Raw genomic sequence first — 18,808 nt, forward strand, 5'->3', positions numbered from 1 at the left:
CAAAGACCACAGGCGCGACACGGTTGTTCGGCTTGATTTTCGGCATAGTTAAGGAATGACAATGCCTTGTCAACCACATGAAGATGCGCAGGTTTACATCTGGTTAAAAAATAAACAGGCATGTTTATTGTGCGATGAGCCCAGCGACAGCGAGATGCCCTTATGTGTGCCGTGCGAGGCCGACCTGCCGTGGCTGCGCGGGCAATGCCTGTGCTGCGCCCTGCCGCTGCCCGGCGTTGATGGCCACTGCATCGAGTGCAGCCTGCGGCCACCGGCGTTCAGCCAGGTCGTTGCGCCATGGGAATACCGCTTTGTCGTCGACCGGCTGATCACCCGTTTCAAGCACCAGGGCCAATGGCCGTTGGGGCGGCTGCTGGCGGAACTGATGGGGCAATACCTGCAACACCGCTTCGACGAAGGTTTGCCGCGCCCCGACGTCTTGCTGCCCGTGCCGTTGGCCCGCCAGCGTTTACGCCAGCGCGGCTTCAATCAGGCGGCGATGCTGGCCGGCTGGCTGGGGCGCGATTTGAATCTGCAGGTGGATGAACAACAACTGCTGCGCATCCGCGAAACCGCGTCGCAGCAAGGCCTGGATGCCAAGACCCGCAAGCGCAACCTGGCGGGCGCCTTCGCGTTACGCGACTGCCACGCGCTGCAAGATAAACACCTGGCGGTGATCGACGATGTACTGACCACCGGCACCACCGCACAGACGCTGGCCCACCTGTTGATGCAAGCCGGCGCGCGGCGGGTCGACATCTATTGCCTGGCGCGTACACCGGCGCCGCATGCGTGAATGGCCCGTTGCCGCCAGGTTTGGCTTAGACTCAGGCGCATCCTTTGCCATCGACTGCCCGTCATGCCGCTACCGCCCTCGTTGAGCCAATACATGGTGCGCCGCCCGCAGCGCCTCGCCCTGCTGCAACACATCGCCGAGCAAGGCTCGATCACCCGCGCCGCCAAAAGCGCGGGCCTGAGTTACAAGGCCACCTGGGACGCCATCGACGAACTGAACAACCTCGCGCACCAGCCATTGGTCGAGCGCAGTGTCGGTGGCCGTGGCGGCGGCGGCGCGAAGCTGTCGCTTGAAGGCGAACGCATCCTGCGCCTTTACCTGCGCTTGCAAGCCTTGCAGGCGCAAGTGCTGGACGCTGCCGAAAACGACGCCGACCTTGACCTGCTCAGCCGCCTGACCTTGCGCACCAGCGCGCGCAACCAACTGCTCGGGCGCATCCAGAGCATCACCCGTCAGGGCAATAACGACCTGGTGCACCTGGCCTTACCGGGCGAACGCCTGATCGACGCGCAGATCACCCACGACAGCCGCCTGCGCCTGGACCTGGAGGCAGGCGTCGAAGTGGTCGCGCTGATCAAGGCCGGCTGGCTGCAACTGCTGGCGGCCGATCAACCGGCCACGCCAGGCCACAACGTCCTGCACGGTCAGATCGACACGCTGCTCGACGCCGAAGCCGGCCCCAGCGAAGTGCGCATCGTGCTGCCCAGCGGCCAGACCCTGTGCGCACTGGCCGAGGCGCAACAACTGGCGGTTCTCGGACTGACGACCGGCAGCGCCGTGCAAGTGCAGTTCGCGCCGTCGCAGGTGTTGCTCGGCACGGTGGTGTAAGCACCTGACGGCGTCATCGCAGCGACACAATTTCGTCATGCGAGTCACTTAATGTGGCAGCCACACCCGTGGAGCCGCGACGATGAAACTATTAGAAGAACACCAGTCCACCGACCTGGAAAAAATGCTCGGCCTGACCCGCCGCAGCTTCATCGGCGCCGGCGCCCTGTGCGGTGCGGCGCTGTTTCTCGGCGGCGACCTGCTGAGTCGCAGCGCACTGGCGACCGGCGTCAGTGAAGCCAACCGTACCTTGTTGGGCTTTGACGGCATCGCCACCGCGACGGCCGACAGCATCAGCCTGCCACCGGGCTACCGCGCCTCGGTGTTGATCAGTTGGGGTCAGCCATTGCACGCGGGCGGACCGGCCTTCGACGCCAGCGGCCAGGGCAGCGCCGAAGCCCAGGAAGTGCAGTTCGGCGACAACAACGACGGCATGAGCCTGTTCCCGATGCCCGGCCATCCTGACCGCGCACTGTTGGCAATCAACAACGAATACACCAACTATCGCTACTTGTACGCCCACGGCCAGGCGCCGCAGTCCGCTGAGGAAGTGCGCAAGGCGCTGGCCGCTGAAGGCGTGTCGGTGATCGAGATTTCGCATAAGAATGGCCAGTGGCAGTTCGTCCAGGATTCAAGCTTCAACCGACGCATTCACGGCAATACGCCGATCACGCTAAGCGGCCCGGCCGCCGGCCACGACTGGCTCAAGACCGCCGCCGACAGCAGCGGCCGCCATGCGCTGGGCACCTTTCAGAACTGCGCCAACGGCAAGACGCCGTGGGGCACCTACCTGACGTGCGAAGAAAACTTCACTGACTGCTTTGGCAGCAGCGATCCGCAACAAGCGTTCGACGCCGGCCTGAAACGCTACGGCGTGGTGGCGGCCAGCAAGGAGATTGGCTGGCACCCGTTCGATCCGCGCTTTGACGTGGCGAAAAACCCCAACGAGGTCAATCGCCATGGCTGGGTGGTGGAAATCGACCCGTTCGACCCTAAATCGACGCCGGTCAAACGCACTGCGCTGGGCCGCTTCAAACACGAGAACGCCGCCCTGGCCCAGACCAAGGGCGGGCGCGCGGTGGTGTACATGGGCGACGACGAGCGCGGCGAGTTCATCTACAAATTCATCAGCCGCGAAAAGATCGACACCGCCAACCCCAAGGCCAACCGCAACCTGCTCGACCACGGCACGCTGTACGTGGCGCAGTTCGACGCCGGTGACAACAACCCCGATCGCCCCAAGGGCAAAGGTCGCTGGGTCGAGCTGACGCACGGCAAGAATGGCCTGGACGCCGCCGCGGGTTTCAACAATCAGGCCGAAGTGCTGATTCATGCACGCCTCGCTGCCAGCGTGGTCAAGGCCACGCGCATGGACCGCCCGGAATGGATCGTGGTCAGCCCCAAGGACGGTCAGGTGTATTGCACCCTCACCAACAACAGCAAGCGCGGCGAAGACGGGCAACCGGTCGGCGGTCCCAATCCAAGGGCCAAGAACCAGTACGGGCAGATCCTGCGCTGGCGCGAAGCCGACGATAACGCCTCGGCCATGGAGTTTGACTGGGACCTGTTCGTGGTCGCCGGCAACCCGACCGTACACCCCGGCACGCCGCAGGCAGGCTCGGCCAACATCAACCCGCAAAACCTGTTCAACAGCCCCGACGGCCTGAGTTTCGACGCGGCCGGCAGGCTGTGGATCCAGACCGACGGCGACTCCAGCAACACCGGCGACTTTGCCGGCATGGGCAATAACCAGATGCTTTGCGCCGACCCGCACAGCGGCGAGATTCGCCGTTTTCTGGTCGGCCCGGTGGGTTGTGAAGTCACCGGCATCAGCTTTGCGCCGGACTACAAGACGATGTTCGTCGGCATCCAGCACCCCGGCGAAAACGGCGGCTCGACCTTTCCCGAGCACCAGCCGAACGGTAAACCGCGCTCATCGGTGATGGTGATCACCCGCGAGGATGGCGGCATTATCGGCGCATAGCCGGCATTATCACGGGGCTGTGGGAGGGAGCTCTGCTCGCGATGGCTGCGGTACAGACGCAGCAGATGTGCCGATTTTACTGACTTCATCGCGGGCAGAGCCCCCTCCCACAAGGTTCAGCGTCAGTCAGAAAATCTGAGAAACCGGCCTTACCTGATCGGCATTAGTCCTGCGCGCCATCCAGCCGCTGCACAAGAACGGGCAGCGCCCGGCACACCGTCTGCGTTACCATCGTCGGTCGCGCAACGGTTCGTTGCGTACAGGAGCCAGCATGTCCCATCCTTTCGCAGCCCTCACCCCCGACATGGTGCTCGATGCCGTAGAAAGCATCGGTTTTCTCAGTGACGCCCGTATCCTGGCACTCAACAGTTATGAGAACCGGGTTTATCAGGTCGGCATCGAAGACCAGGCGCCGTTGATCGCCAAGTTCTATCGCCCGCAGCGCTGGAGCAACGAGGCGATTCTGGAAGAACACAGCTTCACCGCCGAACTCGAAGGTATCGAAGTGCCGGTCGTGGCGCCGCTGGTGCATAACGGCCAGACCCTGTTCGAGCACGGCGGCTTTCGCTTCACCCTGTTCCCGCGCCGGGGTGGGCGTGCGCCGGAGCCGGGCAACCTTGATCAGCTTTATCGCCTCGGCCAGTTGCTGGGGCGCCTGCACGGGCTCGGTGCCAGCCGCGATTTCGAACATCGCGAAGCCCTGGGCGTGCAGAACTTTGGCCATGACTCGGTCAACTACCTGCTGAACAACAACTGCATCCCCCGCGCCTTGCTGCCGGCTTATGAGTCGGTCGCCCGCGACCTGCTCAAGCGTGTCGAAGACGCCTACGCCAACACCGTACACACCAATATCCGCATCCACGGCGACTGCCATCCGGGCAACATGATGTGCCGCGACGAGATGTTCCACATCGTCGACCTCGACGACTGCCGCATGGGGCCGGCGGTGCAGGATATCTGGATGATGCTGGCCGGCGACCGCCAGGAATGCCTGGGGCAACTGTCGGAACTGATGGACGGCTACAACGAATTCCACGATTTCGACCCGCGCCAACTGGCCCTCATCGAACCGCTGCGCGCCCTGCGCCTGATGCATTACAGTGCCTGGCTGGCACGGCGCTGGGATGATCCGGCGTTCCCGCACAGCTTTCCCTGGTTCGGCACCGAACGTTATTGGGGCGACCATATTCTGGCCCTGCGCGAACAGCTCTCGGCACTGCAGGAAGAACCGTTGAAGCTGTTCTGATCGCCATAGCCCCACCTCACACTGCACCACCTAATAAAGACGGCGGCACAAGGAAGCACCATGCACACTGCCAATCCGCGTCGCGGATTAATCCTGGGCCTGAGCGCCTACATCATCTGGGGTCTGTTCCCGCTCTACTTCAAGGCCATCCAATCGGTGCCGGCGCTGGAGATCATCATCCATCGCGCGCTCTGGTCGGCATTGGCCGGCTCTCTGTTGCTGATGCTGTGGAAGCATCCCGGCTGGTTCAAGGAACTGCGCGACAACCCGCAGCGCGTGGCCATCCTGGCGCTGAGCGGCACACTCATCGCCAGTAACTGGCTGATCTATGTGTGGGCCGTCAATAACGGGCGCATGCTCGAAGCCAGCCTGGGTTACTACATCAACCCGTTGATCAACGTGCTGCTCGCCCTGATCCTGCTGGGCGAGCGACTGCGGCCCATTCAATGGCTGGCGGTTGCACTGGCCGCCACCGGCGTGGCCCAGCAAGTCTGGCAGGTCGGCAGCCTGCCGTGGATCTCGCTGGCGCTGGCCCTGACCTTCGGCTTCTACGGCCTGATCCGCAAGAAAGCCCCGGTGGCGGCCTTGCCGGGGCTGGTCGTGGAAACCTGGCTGCTGGTGCCGCTGGCCCTTGGCTGGCTGCTGCTGAACCCCAACGCCGAAAGCCTGCAACCGGAAATTCTGCACAGCTCGATGATCTTCTGGCTGGCCGCAGCAGGCCCGGTCACGCTGGTACCGCTGGTGTGCTTCAACGCCGCCGCGCGGCACCTGCCGTTCGCCACCCTGGGATTTTTGCAATACGTAGGCCCGACGCTGGTCATGCTGCTGGCCGTGCTGGTGTACGGCGAGCACCTGGCCGCCAGCACACTGGTGACCTTCTGCTTTATCTGGGCCGGTCTTGCGGTGTACAGCGTCGATGCCTGGGTCAACATGCGCAGAAGAGCCTGATCAAAAAATAGCCAAACCTTTGCAGCCCTTATGGATAAAGGGCTGCAAAGGGATACCCCAAGCTTATCCACAGGCAGGTGCAGGTTAATTGTGCACAAGACCGGGAAGCTGACTGTTTTTTGACCAATTGCCGGCAAGCCTTGCGCCACGTGGCCTAGCGGGTTGATTCCCCAGGTTATCCACAGGCAGGTGCAGTAAAAGACTGGATAACCTTCAGGACGCAGCCTCCTCGCGTAACTCCAGCTCCACCATCAAATCATCCGCCAGCGTTTCCAGCCGTGCCTGCAGATCATCCAGCGTCACCGTCGCCGGCACACCCAGCACCGCTTCAGCCCGGAACATCCACTCCCCGCTCATCGGCGCGGTCATCACTTCAGTCACCAGTCGCTCGACGTTGACGCCTTGCCCAGCCAGCAAGCGGGTGATGTCGCGCACTATTCCGGGGCGATCAGTGCCCACCAGTGCCATATGAATGGGCGTCCAGGCGCTGGCAGCTTCTTCTGCGTCCTGATCTTCAGCCAGCAGCACACGAATGTCGTGGCTGGCCAGTTCGTGCAGGGCGGTGATCAGTGCATCGCGTTGTTCAAGCGGCACGCCGACACGCAAAATGCCGGCGAATTGCCCGGCCAGACGCGACATGCGGCTCTCCAGCCAGTTGCCGCCGTGCTCGGCGATGCAGTGGGCAATGCGTTCAACCTGCCCCGGTTTGTCGGGGGCAACCACGGTAACGACCAGATGATTCACAGGCGATTCCTCTTGTAGTTAAAGGCAAAAACACAGTCGGCTGACCGTAAGTAAAGGTCTGCTTGCTGGTCAGACCGGTCCGGCACGAATCCTGTACGGTTTTGCGCGGATTTCGACAATACCTCGTCAGGACGATACCAAGTCCTGCGCCCTATGTGACCAAACAGAACCGAGCGGTCGTTTGGTGACGTATTTTAGTCGCATTCTCACCCGTCAATTCATCATGTAGTATCCCTCGGCACGCACTACATAACGGGTTTCACGATAATCACGCTCCCTAATTAATCAAACGTGCCCGCAATACGGGCGCAACAGCTGAGCAGAGTGAGGCAAGGCAATGACTGAATACGTTCAAGTCGGTGATCTGCGGGTCGCCAAGGTTCTTTTCGATTTCGTGCAGAACGAAGCCGTACCCGGAACCGGCGTCGATGCGGCTGCCTTCTGGAGCGGCGCGGACGCTCTGATCCACGAACTGGCCCCCAGGAACCGCGCCCTGCTGGACAAGCGCGATGAGCTGCAAGCCAAAATCGATGCCTGGCACCAGGCGCATGCGGGCAGCTCCCATGATGCTAGCGCCTACAAGGCATTTTTGCAGGACATCGGCTACCTGCTGCCAGAACCTGCTGCGGTGCAGATCAGCACCCAGAACGTCGACGAAGAAGTCGCCAGCATGGCCGGCCCGCAATTGGTCGTGCCGGTGATGAACGCCCGCTTTGCGCTCAACGCCGCCAATGCGCGCTGGGGCTCGCTGTATGACGCGCTGTATGGCACCGATGCGATCAGCGACGAAGGCGGCGCCGAGCGCGGCAAGGGCTATAACAAGATCCGTGGCGACAAGGTCATCGCCCGGGCTAAACAGCTCCTCGACGAAGCCACGCCGCTCAATGGCGCATCCCATGCCGATGCTACGGCCTACGCGCTGGTCGATGGCAAGCTGGCCGTCACCCTTAACAACGGCACCGAAACCGGCCTGCAGGATGAAGCACAGCTGGTCGGCTTTCAGGGCGATGCCAGCGCCCCTATCGCCATTCTGCTCAAGCACAACGGCCTGCACCTGGAAATTCAGGTCGACGCCAGCAGTCAGATCGGCCAGACCGATCCCGCCGGCATCAAGGACATTCTGCTTGAAGCGGCCTTGACCACCATCATGGACTGCGAAGACTCCATCGCTGCGGTCGATGCCGACGACAAGACCGTGGTCTATCGCAACTGGCTGGGCCTGATGAAAGGCGACCTGGCCGAAACGGTCAGCAAAGGCGGCGAAACCTTTACCCGCACGCTGTACCCGGACCGCAGCTACACCACGCCAGCAGGCGGCGAAATCACCCTGCATGGCCGCTCGCTGCTGTTTATCCGCAACGTCGGCCACTTGATGACCATCGACGCGATCCTCGACAAGCACGGCAACGAAGTGCCCGAAGGCATTCTCGACGGCCTGGTCACCAGCCTGGCGGCGATTCACAACCTCAAGGGCAACACCTCGCGCAGCAACAGCCGCAGCGGCTCGGTGTACATCGTCAAACCGAAGATGCACGGCCCCGAAGAAGTGGCGTTTGCCAATGATCTGTTCGAGCGCATCGAGCAGGTGCTGGGCCTGACGCGCAACACCTTGAAAGTCGGGATCATGGACGAAGAGCGCCGTACCTCGATCAACCTCAAGGCCTGCATTCAGGCGGCCAGCGAGCGCGTGGTGTTCATCAACACCGGCTTCCTCGACCGCACCGGCGATGAAATGCACACCTCGATGGAGGCCGGCGCCATGGTGCGCAAGGCGCAGATGAAGGCCGAGAAGTGGATCGGCGCCTACGAGAATTCCAACGTCGACATCGGCCTGCGTTGTGGCCTGCAAGGCCGCGCGCAAATCGGCAAGGGTATGTGGGCCATGCCCGACCTGATGGCGTTGATGCTCGAACAGAAAATCGCCCATCCGCTGGCCGGCGCCAATACCGCATGGGTACCCTCGCCCACCGCTGCGGTGCTGCATGCCCTGCACTATCACAAGGTCGATGTGTTCGCCCGTCAGGCGGAACTGGCCCAGCGTGAACAGGCTTCGGTGGACGATATCCTGACCATCCCGCTGGCCGCCAACACCAACTGGACCCCGGAAGAGCTGCGCAACGAGCTGGACAACAATGCCCAGGGCATTCTCGGCTATGTGGTGCGCTGGATCGACCAGGGCGTGGGCTGCTCCAAGGTGCCGGACATCAACGACATCGGCCTGATGGAAGACCGCGCGACCCTGCGCATCTCCAGCCAGCACATGGCCAACTGGCTGCGCCATGGCGTGGTCAGCCGCGAGCAGGTGCTCGAAAGCCTGCAACGCATGGCTGTCGTGGTCGACCGCCAGAACGCCAACGACCCGCTCTACCGCCCGCTGGCACCGGACTTCGACAGCAACATCGCCTTCCAGGCGGCAATCGAACTGGTCATCGAAGGCACCCGCCAGCCTAACGGCTACACGGAGCCGGTGCTGCACCGCCGCCGCCGCGAGTTCAAGGCTAGCCTCGCTAACTGATTTACGTGCAAAAGACTGCGCGGTGTTCCGGACACCGCGCAGTTACCCCATCCCCAACTCCCGCTTCACCAGCTTCACCAACTGCTTGGTATTGATCGGCTTAAGCAGAAAATCCACCACGTTCAAATGCATTGCATCGATGGCATCGCGCACGCTGGCGTCGCCGGAGACGATGATGATCGGCAGCTCTGCGTCGTCCGAGCCGCGTACCTGGCGGATCAGTTCCAGTCCATCGCCCGGTGCCATGCGCAAATCGGTGATCAACAGGCCGATCGACTGGCAGCTTTGCAGCATGTGCAGGGCGCCACTGACGCCGGAGGCGGTCAGGCAACTGATGTCGTTGAGGCCGAGGATTTCAGCGAGCAGTTCGCGGGCGTCGGTGTCGTCATCGACAATCAATACCCGCTGCGGCGCATCGCAGTGCGCAGCGTGCATGACTTCATTGAGCGCCTCACGCTCTTCGTCGCTGAGAATGTCGTGGTCGATCATGGGAATCTCATCATTGCATGGACTCATTCTGCCAGCCGTTCAAGAACAACGTTTGACGCGATGCAGTCTGGCCACCGATTCGCGCCCCAGGCCTAAGACTTACGTCCAATGGGCACTGGGCAACAAGCGGCCGACCATGGCCATCAATAACAAAAAATGCGGTACACGTCATGAGTAAAGCAGATGCCTTCACCGAGGCCGGCAAAACTGCGGTGCTGCAGAACATCCACGGCACCATGCAGTTCCTGCAGAAATTCCCGCCGTTCAACCAGATGGAAAACGCCCATCTGGCGTATCTGGTGGAGCAGTGCCAACTGCGTTTTTATGCCGCCGAAGACAGCATCATCAAGCCTGCCGACGGTCCTGTAGAACACTTTTACATTGTCAAACAAGGGCGTGTGGTAGGCGAACGTCCGCATTCGGCCAGGCGCGGCACTGAAACCACCTTCGAAATCACCACGGGCGAGTGTTTTCCGCTGGCCGCCCTGCTGGGCGAACGTGCCACGCGTACCGAGCATCTGGCGGCTGAAGATACCTTTTGTCTGCAATTAAACAAACCGGCCTTTATCAAGCTGTTCGCCTTGTCGACCTGCTTTCGCGACTTTGCCTTGCGCGGGGTCAGCAGCCTGCTCGATCAGGTCAACCTGCAGGTTCAGCAGCAGGCGGCGCAAACCCTTGGCACCCAGTATTCGCTCAATACCCGGCTCGGCGAATTGGCCATGCGTCATCCGGTGATGTGCAGCGCCGACACGCCAATGCGCGAAGCGGTCAAGCTGATGCATGAACAGCAGGTCGGCAGCATCGTGATCGTCGATGAGCAACAAGCGCCGCAAGGGATTTTCACCCTGCGCGACCTGCGCGAAGCCGTCGCCGATGTGAATGCCGACTTCAGCCACGGCATTGCCCGCTTCATGAGCCCGTCGCCGTTTTACCTGAGCCCCGACGCCAGCGCCTTCGATGCAGCCATCGCCATGACCGGCCGGCACATCGCACACGTGTGCCTGGTACGCGACGGACGGTTGTGCGGCGTGGTGTCCGAGCGCGACCTGTTCTCTTTGCAACGGGTCGATCTGGTGCACCTGGCGCGCACTATCCGCAATGCACCACGTATCGAAGCGTTGGTGCATTTGCGTGGCGATATCGTGCAACTGGTCGACCGGATGCTGGCCCACGGCGCGTCGTCGACGCAGATCACCCAGATCATCACCTTGCTCAACGATCACACGGTGTGCCGGGTCATCGAGCTGACCCTGGAAGAAAAAGGCGATCCGGGCGTGCCGTTCAGCTGGCTGTGCTTCGGCAGCGAAGGCCGCCGTGAACAAACCCTGCACACCGATCAGGACAACGGCATCCTCTTCGAAGCGCAGGATGCAAGGCAGGCCGCCGAGATACGTGAGCTTCTACTGCCGATTGCCGAGCGCATCAACCAGAGCCTGGCGCTGTGCGGCTTTACCTTGTGCAAGGGCAATATCATGGCCGGCAACCCGGAGCTGTGCCTGTCGCGCAGTGAATGGGCGCGGCGCTTTTCGGCGTTTATTCGTGAAGCGACACCGGAAAACCTGCTGGCCTCAAGTATCTATTTCGACCTGCGCGTGGTCTGGGGCGATGAAAGCGGCGGCGACAGCCTGCGCCGCGGCATTCTCGATCAAGTGGCCGACAACCGCTTGTTCCAGCGCATGCTGGCCGACAACGCCCTGCGCCACCGCCCGCCGGTGGGGCGTTTCAAGGATTTCGTGCTGGCGCGTAAAGGCAGCGACAAGGACACGCTGGACCTCAAGACCGAAGGCCTGACCCCGTTCGTCGACGGCGCGCGGCTGCTGGCGCTGGCCAATGGTATTGAAGCGATCAATACCCTGGAGCGCCTGCGCCAGTTGGTGGAGCGCGAAGTCATCGACCCGCTCGACGGCGCTGCCTATGAGGAGGCTTACCATTTCATCCAGCAGACGCGCATGCAGCAGCACCAGTTGCAAAGCCGGCAGAACCTGCCGTATTCCAACCGCATCGACCCCGACACCCTGAACCATCTGGACCGGCGTATCCTGCGTGAATCGTTCCGCCAGGCCCAGCGCCTGCAAACCAGCCTGACCCTGCGATATCAGTTATGAACCTGTTCCAATGGCTACGCCCACGCAGTAGAAAAACGCCGCTGAATGACGATCAGCAACGGCGCCTGGCGGCCCTGCCGGCCTGTGCGCCGCTCAACGAGCAGCCGTTGCGCCAGCAGCGCTGGGTGGTGCTCGACCTGGAAACCAGCGGGCTGAACATGAACCGCGACCAGGTGCTGTCGATTGGCGCGGTGGTCATCGAAGACGGCGCCATCGACCTCGGTCAGCAGTTCGAATGCACCATCCAGCGCGTCGACCATCAGCTGAGCCCCGCCGTGCTGATCCATGGCCTGGCGCCCAGTGTGATCGCCGCTGGCAGTGAGCCGGTCGAGGCATTGCTGGACTTCATGGCGTTTCTGGGCGACAGCCCGGTGCTGGCCTTTCATGCACCGTTCGACCAGCACATGCTGGCCCGCGCGCTCAAGGACAGCCTGGACTACCGCTTGCAGCACCCGTTTTTCGATGTGGCCGACATCGCGCCGATGCTTTGCGAACAGGTCAACCTGCGCCAGGCCGGGCTGGACGACTGGACCCGGCATTTCGGCCTGCATGCCGAAGAGCGCCACCATGCCAGCGCCGATGCGCTGGTGACTGCCGAACTGGCGCTGATTCTGTTCAGCCACGCCCGCCGCCAACAGCTCGACAGCCCCGCGCGGCTGGAACAGGCTTTAGGCCAATGGCGCCGACGCAAACAATCCCACTCGTTCTGACCTGAAGACACGCCTGTGATGGCAGGCGACAAACGTCGATTGCCAGCGTTATGGCGCTCTGCCAGAATCGCGAATAATTCTCGTTATTTAACGCATCCGTGTTTGGGGCCTTTCGTGTCGTCAGTCCAAAACCCTCACCGCGACATCGTCGGCGCGTTGTACCGCGACCATCGCGGCTGGTTGCTGACCTGGCTGCGGCGTAATGTTGCCTGCCCGCAACGCGCCGAAGACCTCAGCCAGGACACCTTCGTGCGCCTGCTCGGCCGCGACGAACTCAAGGCTCCCAACCAGCCGCGCGCGTTTCTGGCCGCCGTCGCCAGAGGCTTGTTGTTCGACCATTTCCGCCGTGCCGCGCTGGAACAGGCCTGGCTCGACGAACTCGCGCAGTTGCCACTGGCAGAGCATCCCTCGCCGGAAGAACAACACCTGATTCTGGAAGACCTCAAGGCCATTGATGCGATACTCGCCACGCTGTCGAGCAAGGCTCGCGCCGCTTTCTTGTATAACCGCCTGGACGGCATGGCGCATGCCGAGATCGCCGAACGCCTGGGCGTTTCGGTCTCCAGAGTCCGCCAGTACCTGGCACAGGCCATGCGCCAGTGCTATGTCGCCCTGTATGGCGAGCCGACCTGAGATGAGTGTTTCTTCGCGCCCGGTCCCCGCCCACGTGCTGGAGGCGGCCATCGCCTGGCAACTGAGCCTGGACTGCGCCGCCGAAGATGCAGCCGAGCGCAAGGACTTCGCCCATTGGCTGGGCGCCTGCGAAGAACATGCGCGGGCCTGGAGCCAGCTGGGCATGGTCAACCAGCGTTTCGAGCTGCCGGCCGGCCCTGCACGGCGGGCCTTGCAGCAATCGCCCGGCACGCTGCGCAAGCGCATCGGCAAATTCGGCGGGGGGCTGGCCAGCCTGTGCCTGGCCGCAGGATTGGCGTTGTTTGTCGGCGACCGTTACCTGCCTATCGATTACTGGCTGGCCGATCAACGCACCGCCACCGGCGAACAGCGCAGCCTGCGTCTGGCCGATAACACGCTGGTGCGCCTCAACACCCACAGCGCCATCGATGTGCGTTTCGATGACAAGCAACGCCGCGTGATCCTGCGTGACGGTGAAATTCTGGTCGAGACCGCCAGCCACGATGACCCGCGCCCGTTCATCGTCGAAAGCCGTGACGGCAAGATGCGCGCACTGGGTACGCGCTTTCTGGTGCGCCGCGAAACCGAGGGCACGCGCTTGAGCGTGCTGCAATCGGCGGTGGCTGCCACTCCCCGGCGCAACACCACCGAACAGGTATTGCGCGAAGGCCAGCAGGTGCTGTTGAAAGCCGACGGGCTCGGGCCGCTGCTGACGCTGCCGGCCGGCAGCGATGCCTGGGTGCGCGGCATGCTGGTGGTCGACAACGTGCGCCTGGGCGACCTGCTCGCCGAACTCAGCCGTTACCGGCCCGGCTATCTGGGCGCCGATGAACAGGTCGCCGACCTGCGCATTACCGGCAGCTTCCCGCTGGCCGACACCGACCTGGCCCTCAAGGCGTTGCTGCCGACCCTGGCGGTGCGCATCGAACAGCACACGCCGTGGTGGACCCGCGTCGAGCCGCGCGAAGAGGCCCAGCCCGGCGCCACGGCAAAACCCTGAAACATCTTTAGCCCTGTCACTTGTGTAACCTCGTGCGGCTTAGCAACATTCAGGACTGCATCGGTCCGCCGTCGGGAACCCTTATGAAAAGCCACACCGTGCGCCGCTGGTCGTTCGTGCATACCTGGAGCAGCCTGATCTGTACGCTGTTTCTGTTGATGCTCGCCATCACCGGCCTGCCGCTGATTTTCCATCATGAAATCGATCACCTGCTCGGTGATGCACCGGCCTTTCGCGAGATGCCGGCCGACACGCCGCACCTGAACCTGCAACAACTGGTCGAGGCCGCCCAGGCGCATCGTCCAGGTGAGGTCATGCAGTACCTGGGCTGGGACGAGGACGACCCCAACGGCGTGCTGGCCATCACTGCCGCCACGGCGGGCACCGATCCCAACCTGTCGCACACCTTCGCCCTCGATGCGCGCACCGGCGAAGCGCTGGAAACGCCGTCGGCCAACGGCGGCTTCATGATGGTCATGCTGCGCCTGCATGTGGACATGTACGCCGAGCTGCCGGGCAAATTGCTGTTGGCGTTCATGGGCCTGCTGTTCGTGGTGGCGATTGTCTCGGGCACCGTGCTGTACGCGCCGTTCATGCGCAAACTGGGCTTTGCCAGCGTGCGGGTCGACAAATCGCCGCGCACCCGCTGGCTCGACCTGCACAACCTGATCGGCATCGTGACCCTGACCTGGGTGCTGGTGGTCGGCATTACCGGAGTGATCAGCGCCTGCGCCGACCTGTTGATCGCCTCATGGCGCAACGACGCGCTGGTGAGCATGATCGCGCCGTACCGCGACGCCCCGCCGCTGACCGAACGCGCCCCGGCCGATAACCTGCTGAATATCGCCCAAGCCACCGTACCGGGCATGACCCCGGACTTCATCGCCTTCCCCGGCACACGCTTTTCCAGCGAGCACCATTACGCGGTGTTCATGAAGGGCAACACGCACCTGACCTCGCACCTATGGACGCCGGTGCTGATCGACGCCAAAACCCTGAATGTCACCGCCGTGATCGCAAGGCCGTGGTACATGGACGCGCTGGCCATGTCGCAACCGCTGCATTTCGGCGACTACGGCGGCATGCCGATGAAGATTCTCTGGGCGGTGCTGGATGTGCTGACGATTATCGTGCTGGGCAGCGGCCTGTACCTGTGGTGGGTCAAGCGCCGCGCCAGCCGCGTGACGGTGCAGGTGACGGCATGAGCCAGCCCTCGACCCTGTGGAAAACCTTCGCCGCGCCGACCTGGATCGCCCTGCTCACCGCCATAGGCCTGTTCGCTGCGTTGCTCGGCGACGGCATCTGGGATGTGCCGGTGTGGCTGGGCATGGGGATTGCGGCGGTGCTCAGCATCAAGGGCCTGCTGAAACGCAAGCGGCGCTGACGCAGGCGTTGCGAACATTGCGCGGCCGTGTGCCGCTGTCTAGTCTATGGGCCTGTCCCAATCGAGGAACACGCATGTCAGCGCCCACCATGACCCTGTATTTCAATCCGGCTTCGCCGTTTGCCCGCAAGGTGGTCATTCTGCTTCATGAGACCGGGCAACTGGACAGGGTCCAGTTGCAGCCGACGGTGCTGACCCCGGTCAACCCCTCGACCGAACTCAACCATGACAACCCGGCCGGCAAGATCCCGGCGCTGCGTCTGGCCGACGGTAATATCATCCATGACAGCCGGGTGATTCTCGATTACCTCGATTACCAGCATGTCGGTAATCCGTTGATCCCCCGCGAAGGCTCGGCGCGCTGGCGGCGCCTGACCCTGGCCTCGCTGGCCGATGCCCTGCTCGATGCTGCCTTGCTGATCCGCTATGAAACTGCCCTGCGCCCCAAGGAGCTGCACTGGCCGCTGTGGCTGGACAACCAGCAGAGCAAGATCGAACGCGCCCTGGCCTATTTCGATCAGGAAGCAATCACCGAACTCAGCGCTCCACCGTTCGACATCGCCGCCATCAGCGTTGCCGCTGCGCTGGGTTATCTGGATTTCCGCCAGCCCGACCTCAACTGGCGCAGCAGCTACCCGCGCCTGGCCAACTGGTATTTCGAGGTCAGCCAACGGCCTTCGATGCAGGCCACCCAGCCCGCTTGAGTGCGCGACCTGCTGCCGGCGGCGGTGCCGGCAGCAGGTTGACGATGTGCGCCAGCAGGCATCGGGCCAGGCGCTGTTCCTGGCGCAATAACGACTCTTCTTTCATTGCGGCTCTCCGGCATCAGGCTTGGCGTTGATCCCTGGTGCAATCGAGTACCAGTCCAGTTTGCGGGTCAGCACCATGAACACGCCCAGCAGCCCGAACAGCAACAACGAGCCCATCAGCAAGGCGTAGTCTTCGGCACTCAGCAAGCCGTAGAGCAAGCCGTACAGTGCCGCCAGCCCCGCCGCAAAACCCAGCCCCTGCAGCACGCCGCGCAATACATGGCTGACATAGAAGCCGATCAGCAACACACAACCGCCCGCCGACAACAGATACGCCATGGCAAAACCCAAGTGCTCTGACAGCGACAGCAGCATCAGGTAGAACAGCGCCAGCGCGGCACCGACCAATGCATATTGCACCGGGTGCACGGCCATGCTCTTGAGCACCTCGAACAGAAAGAAGCCGGCAAAGGTCAGGGCAATGAACAGCAGCGCATATTTGATTGCCCGGTCGCTTTTCAGGTACTGATCCACCGGATCGATGAAACTCACACCAAAGCTGCGGCTTTGCAGTTCGCCGCACTGCTCGCTCAGCAGGCAACTGCTCAGCGCCTGTTCAAGGTTGGTCGAGAAGAATGTTGCCTGCCAGGTCGCGGTGAAACCTTCGGCAGAAATTTCCCGCTGGGTCGGCAGGTAGTTACCGATAAAGCTGGGGTGCGGCCAGTCGGCGGCCAGTTGTACCTGGCTGGACTTGCCAATCGGGGTGATGTTCAGCTTGCCGGTGCCTTGCAGGTTCAGGTCGAAGGCAAAGTCCAGACGTGCCGCTTGCTTGCCATCCAGCACCGGCAAATCGGCGCTGACACCCTCACCCAGGCGCGCTACCCGTGTACCGGGCTCGAACTCAAGACTCTGGCCATTGAGTTGCAGCTTCAGGGCATTTTCGATACCGCGTACATCACTGATGCCGACGGCCAGAAACGGGCGGTCAAAGCTGTAGTCTTCAAAGCCATCTTCCAGACCGAACTTCTCGGGCAACTCGAAGTGCCCCTTGATCTTGCTGTCGGCATGGAACAACCGCGCTTCATAGATTCCCCGTGCGCGCAGCTCGGTGCGTACCTTGCCATCAAGTTCGAAGCGCTCCGGCAGAAAGTACAAAGAACCGCGCTCCAGACCGGTTTCAAGATAACGCTCGTCGGTCTTCTCCCGGGTTTTCCACACCCGCACGGTCTTGCGATACGGCACCACTACCAACGGCCCGCTGACGTGCTGGCTGTAACTGGAACTGCGCGCAATATCATCCAGCACACCATCACGCTGCGCCTGCCGCTCACTGATCAGACCGCCGATCATCAACAGCGGAATCAACAACAGCAGGATCAACAACGCGATCATGCCCAACTTCATTGCCAGACTTCGATTCATGGGGACTCTCCCGTGTTTGCTATGGGGAAAGTCTGCAGGCGCCGTGTGGAGCGATGATGGGGGGAATGTGGAGATTGTGTGGGAAATGTCTGAGTGATCAGAAGTCCTTGCCTAATCAATTGGCGCGTCTGGACGGTTAGGGGATGATGCACCTCCTGACCCGGTCGGGACTTTTTCCAGGCGCCAAAAAGCAAAAACCCCGCAGCTTGGCGGGGTTCTTACTCTGGTACACGGGCACGACTGGCGCTAACCAGAAAACCCGCGTTTCGCGAGCGACGATAGTAGAAAACCAACAAGCTGACAAGGGACTTCATGCTTTCTCACCTGACCGCACCCCGCCTCAAGACGCTAGAGACGTTCTTTGTCACCAAGACTGAAAGCGACCTGTTTGGCTGCTATGCCTGGACTCAGGCCGTTGGCTCTGCATTGTTGCCGATACTTGGCGATCTGGAGGTTAGCCTGCGTAATGCCCTGCATCGGGGGTTATCACAATACTATGGCGGTATGGACAGCTTCGAATGGATGCTTAAAACGAGGCCAAATCCTGCAAATGCAAGAGCTCATACTTACTGGCACAAGCTGAAAACGAATACCTGCGACGAGGTTCAAAGAGCTGTCGACAAGATCGAAAAACGTAAGGGCAAAGGCAAGGCAAGTATTGATGACATCATTGCCAAGGTTTCATTTGGCTTTTGGGAAACGATCATCAAGGGCCTGAAGCACTCTTCGCATCCTGCGGGGATGCAGGCAAGCGTAATGAGGGTGGCTTTTCCAAACGCTCCGGATCTTGCACATACGCCTTACCGCTATTCAGCATTCGTCAATCGGATAGCCAATCTGTTGTACCAGGTACGCGATGTTCGAAACCGCATTGGCCACCACGACCAGATATGGAGAACGCCTGAGTTCGATGCTCATGGCAACCTCGGCTTCATTCCACGTCGACCACGCCAGACCATAAACAGCCTGAAGCTCTTGGCCGATAGGGTTGCCTGGCTTGCAGGGTGGATCGATCCACGCATTACTGACTACATCAAAGCATCTGATCACTGGTGGTCGCTACAAGCATTGCTGACCAAGGATGCATTGGTTGTATACCGAAAAAACAGCGGCAAGACCGGCACCTATGAAGCGGTGCTGCGCTCATCGCCGCGTCTGTGCGTTGAAGCCTGGCCTATGTGGAGCCCGCAAACGCCCAAGCGGGTGCACAAAATGAACCATCGCAGAATCACCAAAGCTGTTTACTACTGATGAC

The 18,808-nt window shown here is 61.8% G+C and carries 17 protein-coding genes; 14 read left to right on the top strand and 3 right to left on the bottom strand.

Going from position 1 to position 18,808, the window contains the following annotated elements:
- Positions 1-61: 61 nt before the first annotated feature.
- The 5 genes from ACYAS9_RS11035 (at position 62) to rarD (ending at position 5,802) form a co-directional block, all read left to right on the top strand.
- Complete coding sequence (locus ACYAS9_RS11035) at positions 62-796, top strand: ComF family protein (protein ID WP_463568330.1); 735 nt, start codon at positions 62-64, stop codon at positions 794-796.
- A 63-nt stretch (positions 797-859) separates the two neighbouring features.
- Positions 860-1,624: a TOBE domain-containing protein gene (locus ACYAS9_RS11040; protein WP_463568331.1), complete on the top strand. Its 765-nt coding sequence runs from the start codon at positions 860-862 to the stop codon at positions 1,622-1,624.
- Between the two features lie 82 nt (positions 1,625-1,706).
- Entirely contained in the window at positions 1,707-3,608 is a 1,902-nt protein-coding gene (locus tag ACYAS9_RS11045; RefSeq protein ID WP_463568332.1) for a PhoX family protein, read from the top strand.
- Positions 3,609-3,879: 271 nt separating this feature from the next.
- Positions 3,880-4,854 carry a serine/threonine protein kinase gene (locus ACYAS9_RS11050; RefSeq protein WP_463568333.1) on the top strand — a complete coding sequence of 325 codons (975 nt, stop codon included), beginning with the start codon at positions 3,880-3,882 and terminating at the stop codon, positions 4,852-4,854.
- Between the two features lie 60 nt (positions 4,855-4,914).
- Entirely contained in the window at positions 4,915-5,802 is an 888-nt protein-coding gene (gene rarD, locus ACYAS9_RS11055; protein WP_463568334.1) for an EamA family transporter RarD, read from the top strand.
- 213 nt (positions 5,803-6,015) lie between these two features.
- Here the strand turns inward: rarD and ACYAS9_RS11060 are convergent, their stop codons facing one another.
- Positions 6,016-6,546, bottom strand: coding sequence for a glycine cleavage system transcriptional repressor (locus ACYAS9_RS11060; RefSeq protein ID WP_463568335.1), 531 nt, complete (start codon positions 6,544-6,546; stop codon positions 6,016-6,018).
- 337 nt (positions 6,547-6,883) lie between these two features.
- On the opposite strand from ACYAS9_RS11060, the gene ACYAS9_RS11065 reads away from it, so the two are divergent.
- Positions 6,884-9,061, top strand: a complete 2,178-nt coding sequence (locus tag ACYAS9_RS11065) for a malate synthase G (protein ID WP_463568336.1) — start codon at positions 6,884-6,886, stop codon at positions 9,059-9,061.
- Between the two features lie 42 nt (positions 9,062-9,103).
- Here the strand turns inward: ACYAS9_RS11065 and ACYAS9_RS11070 are convergent, their stop codons facing one another.
- A complete protein-coding gene (locus tag ACYAS9_RS11070; RefSeq protein ID WP_463568337.1) occupies positions 9,104-9,550 on the bottom strand; it encodes a response regulator in 447 nt (148 codons plus the stop codon).
- Between the two features lie 170 nt (positions 9,551-9,720).
- Here ACYAS9_RS11070 and ACYAS9_RS11075 point away from each other — a divergent pair, with 170 nt between their 5' ends.
- The 7 genes from ACYAS9_RS11075 (at position 9,721) to ACYAS9_RS11105 (ending at position 16,086) form a co-directional block, all read left to right on the top strand.
- Complete coding sequence (locus ACYAS9_RS11075) at positions 9,721-11,655, top strand: putative nucleotidyltransferase substrate binding domain-containing protein (RefSeq protein WP_463568338.1); 1,935 nt, start codon at positions 9,721-9,723, stop codon at positions 11,653-11,655.
- The gene (locus ACYAS9_RS11080) at positions 11,652-12,365 is read left to right on the top strand and encodes a 3'-5' exonuclease (RefSeq protein WP_463568339.1); all 714 of its coding nucleotides are present in this window, start codon (positions 11,652-11,654) and stop codon (positions 12,363-12,365) included. The genes ACYAS9_RS11075 and ACYAS9_RS11080 overlap by 4 nt, the downstream gene beginning before the upstream one ends.
- A gap of 114 nt (positions 12,366-12,479) precedes the next feature.
- On the top strand, positions 12,480-12,998 hold the full coding sequence (locus ACYAS9_RS11085; RefSeq protein WP_463568340.1) for an RNA polymerase sigma factor: 519 nt from the start codon (positions 12,480-12,482) through the stop codon (positions 12,996-12,998).
- A gap of 1 nt (position 12,999) precedes the next feature.
- Positions 13,000-13,998, top strand: a complete 999-nt coding sequence (locus ACYAS9_RS11090; protein ID WP_463568341.1) for a FecR domain-containing protein — start codon at positions 13,000-13,002, stop codon at positions 13,996-13,998.
- A gap of 83 nt (positions 13,999-14,081) precedes the next feature.
- Positions 14,082-15,203, top strand: coding sequence for a PepSY-associated TM helix domain-containing protein (locus ACYAS9_RS11095; RefSeq protein WP_463568342.1), 1,122 nt, complete (start codon positions 14,082-14,084; stop codon positions 15,201-15,203).
- The gene (locus ACYAS9_RS11100; protein WP_463568343.1) at positions 15,200-15,382 is read left to right on the top strand and encodes a hypothetical protein; all 183 of its coding nucleotides are present in this window, start codon (positions 15,200-15,202) and stop codon (positions 15,380-15,382) included. The genes ACYAS9_RS11095 and ACYAS9_RS11100 overlap by 4 nt, the downstream gene beginning before the upstream one ends.
- A 74-nt stretch (positions 15,383-15,456) precedes the next feature.
- Positions 15,457-16,086 carry a glutathione S-transferase family protein gene (locus ACYAS9_RS11105; RefSeq protein WP_463568344.1) on the top strand — a complete coding sequence of 210 codons (630 nt, stop codon included), beginning with the start codon at positions 15,457-15,459 and terminating at the stop codon, positions 16,084-16,086.
- 102 nt (positions 16,087-16,188) lie between these two features.
- On the opposite strand, the gene creD is transcribed toward ACYAS9_RS11105, so the two are convergent.
- Positions 16,189-17,553: a cell envelope integrity protein CreD gene (creD, locus tag ACYAS9_RS11110; RefSeq protein WP_463568345.1), complete on the bottom strand. Its 1,365-nt coding sequence runs from the start codon at positions 17,551-17,553 to the stop codon at positions 16,189-16,191.
- 312 nt (positions 17,554-17,865) lie between these two features.
- On the opposite strand from creD, the gene ACYAS9_RS11115 reads away from it, so the two are divergent.
- Positions 17,866-18,804, top strand: coding sequence for an Abi family protein (locus ACYAS9_RS11115; protein ID WP_463568346.1), 939 nt, complete (start codon positions 17,866-17,868; stop codon positions 18,802-18,804).
- The last annotated feature ends 4 nt before the right edge of the window (positions 18,805-18,808 follow it).

The sequence above is a fragment of the Pseudomonas sp. HP_08 genome, from assembly GCF_055284095.1.

What these genes read in the sequence shown, in the direction of transcription:
- rarD (WP_463568334.1), top strand. Translation starts at nt 4,915, where the DNA reads ATGCACACTGCCAATCCGCGTCGCGGATTAATCCTGGGCCTGAGCGCC.
- ACYAS9_RS11115 (WP_463568346.1), top strand. Translation starts at nt 17,866, where the DNA reads ATGCTTTCTCACCTGACCGCACCCCGCCTCAAGACGCTAGAGACGTTC.
- ACYAS9_RS11065 (WP_463568336.1), top strand. Translation starts at nt 6,884, where the DNA reads ATGACTGAATACGTTCAAGTCGGTGATCTGCGGGTCGCCAAGGTTCTT.
- ACYAS9_RS11040 (WP_463568331.1), top strand. Translation starts at nt 860, where the DNA reads ATGCCGCTACCGCCCTCGTTGAGCCAATACATGGTGCGCCGCCCGCAG.
- ACYAS9_RS11090 (WP_463568341.1), top strand. Translation starts at nt 13,000, where the DNA reads ATGAGTGTTTCTTCGCGCCCGGTCCCCGCCCACGTGCTGGAGGCGGCC.
- ACYAS9_RS11075 (WP_463568338.1), top strand. Translation starts at nt 9,721, where the DNA reads ATGAGTAAAGCAGATGCCTTCACCGAGGCCGGCAAAACTGCGGTGCTG.
- ACYAS9_RS11045 (WP_463568332.1), top strand. Translation starts at nt 1,707, where the DNA reads ATGAAACTATTAGAAGAACACCAGTCCACCGACCTGGAAAAAATGCTC.
- creD (WP_463568345.1), bottom strand. Translation starts at nt 17,553, where the DNA reads ATGAATCGAAGTCTGGCAATGAAGTTGGGCATGATCGCGTTGTTGATC.
- ACYAS9_RS11100 (WP_463568343.1), top strand. Translation starts at nt 15,200, where the DNA reads ATGAGCCAGCCCTCGACCCTGTGGAAAACCTTCGCCGCGCCGACCTGG.
- ACYAS9_RS11070 (WP_463568337.1), bottom strand. Translation starts at nt 9,550, where the DNA reads ATGATCGACCACGACATTCTCAGCGACGAAGAGCGTGAGGCGCTCAAT.
- ACYAS9_RS11035 (WP_463568330.1), top strand. Translation starts at nt 62, where the DNA reads ATGCCTTGTCAACCACATGAAGATGCGCAGGTTTACATCTGGTTAAAA.
- ACYAS9_RS11050 (WP_463568333.1), top strand. Translation starts at nt 3,880, where the DNA reads ATGTCCCATCCTTTCGCAGCCCTCACCCCCGACATGGTGCTCGATGCC.
- ACYAS9_RS11080 (WP_463568339.1), top strand. Translation starts at nt 11,652, where the DNA reads ATGAACCTGTTCCAATGGCTACGCCCACGCAGTAGAAAAACGCCGCTG.
- ACYAS9_RS11095 (WP_463568342.1), top strand. Translation starts at nt 14,082, where the DNA reads ATGAAAAGCCACACCGTGCGCCGCTGGTCGTTCGTGCATACCTGGAGC.
- ACYAS9_RS11105 (WP_463568344.1), top strand. Translation starts at nt 15,457, where the DNA reads ATGTCAGCGCCCACCATGACCCTGTATTTCAATCCGGCTTCGCCGTTT.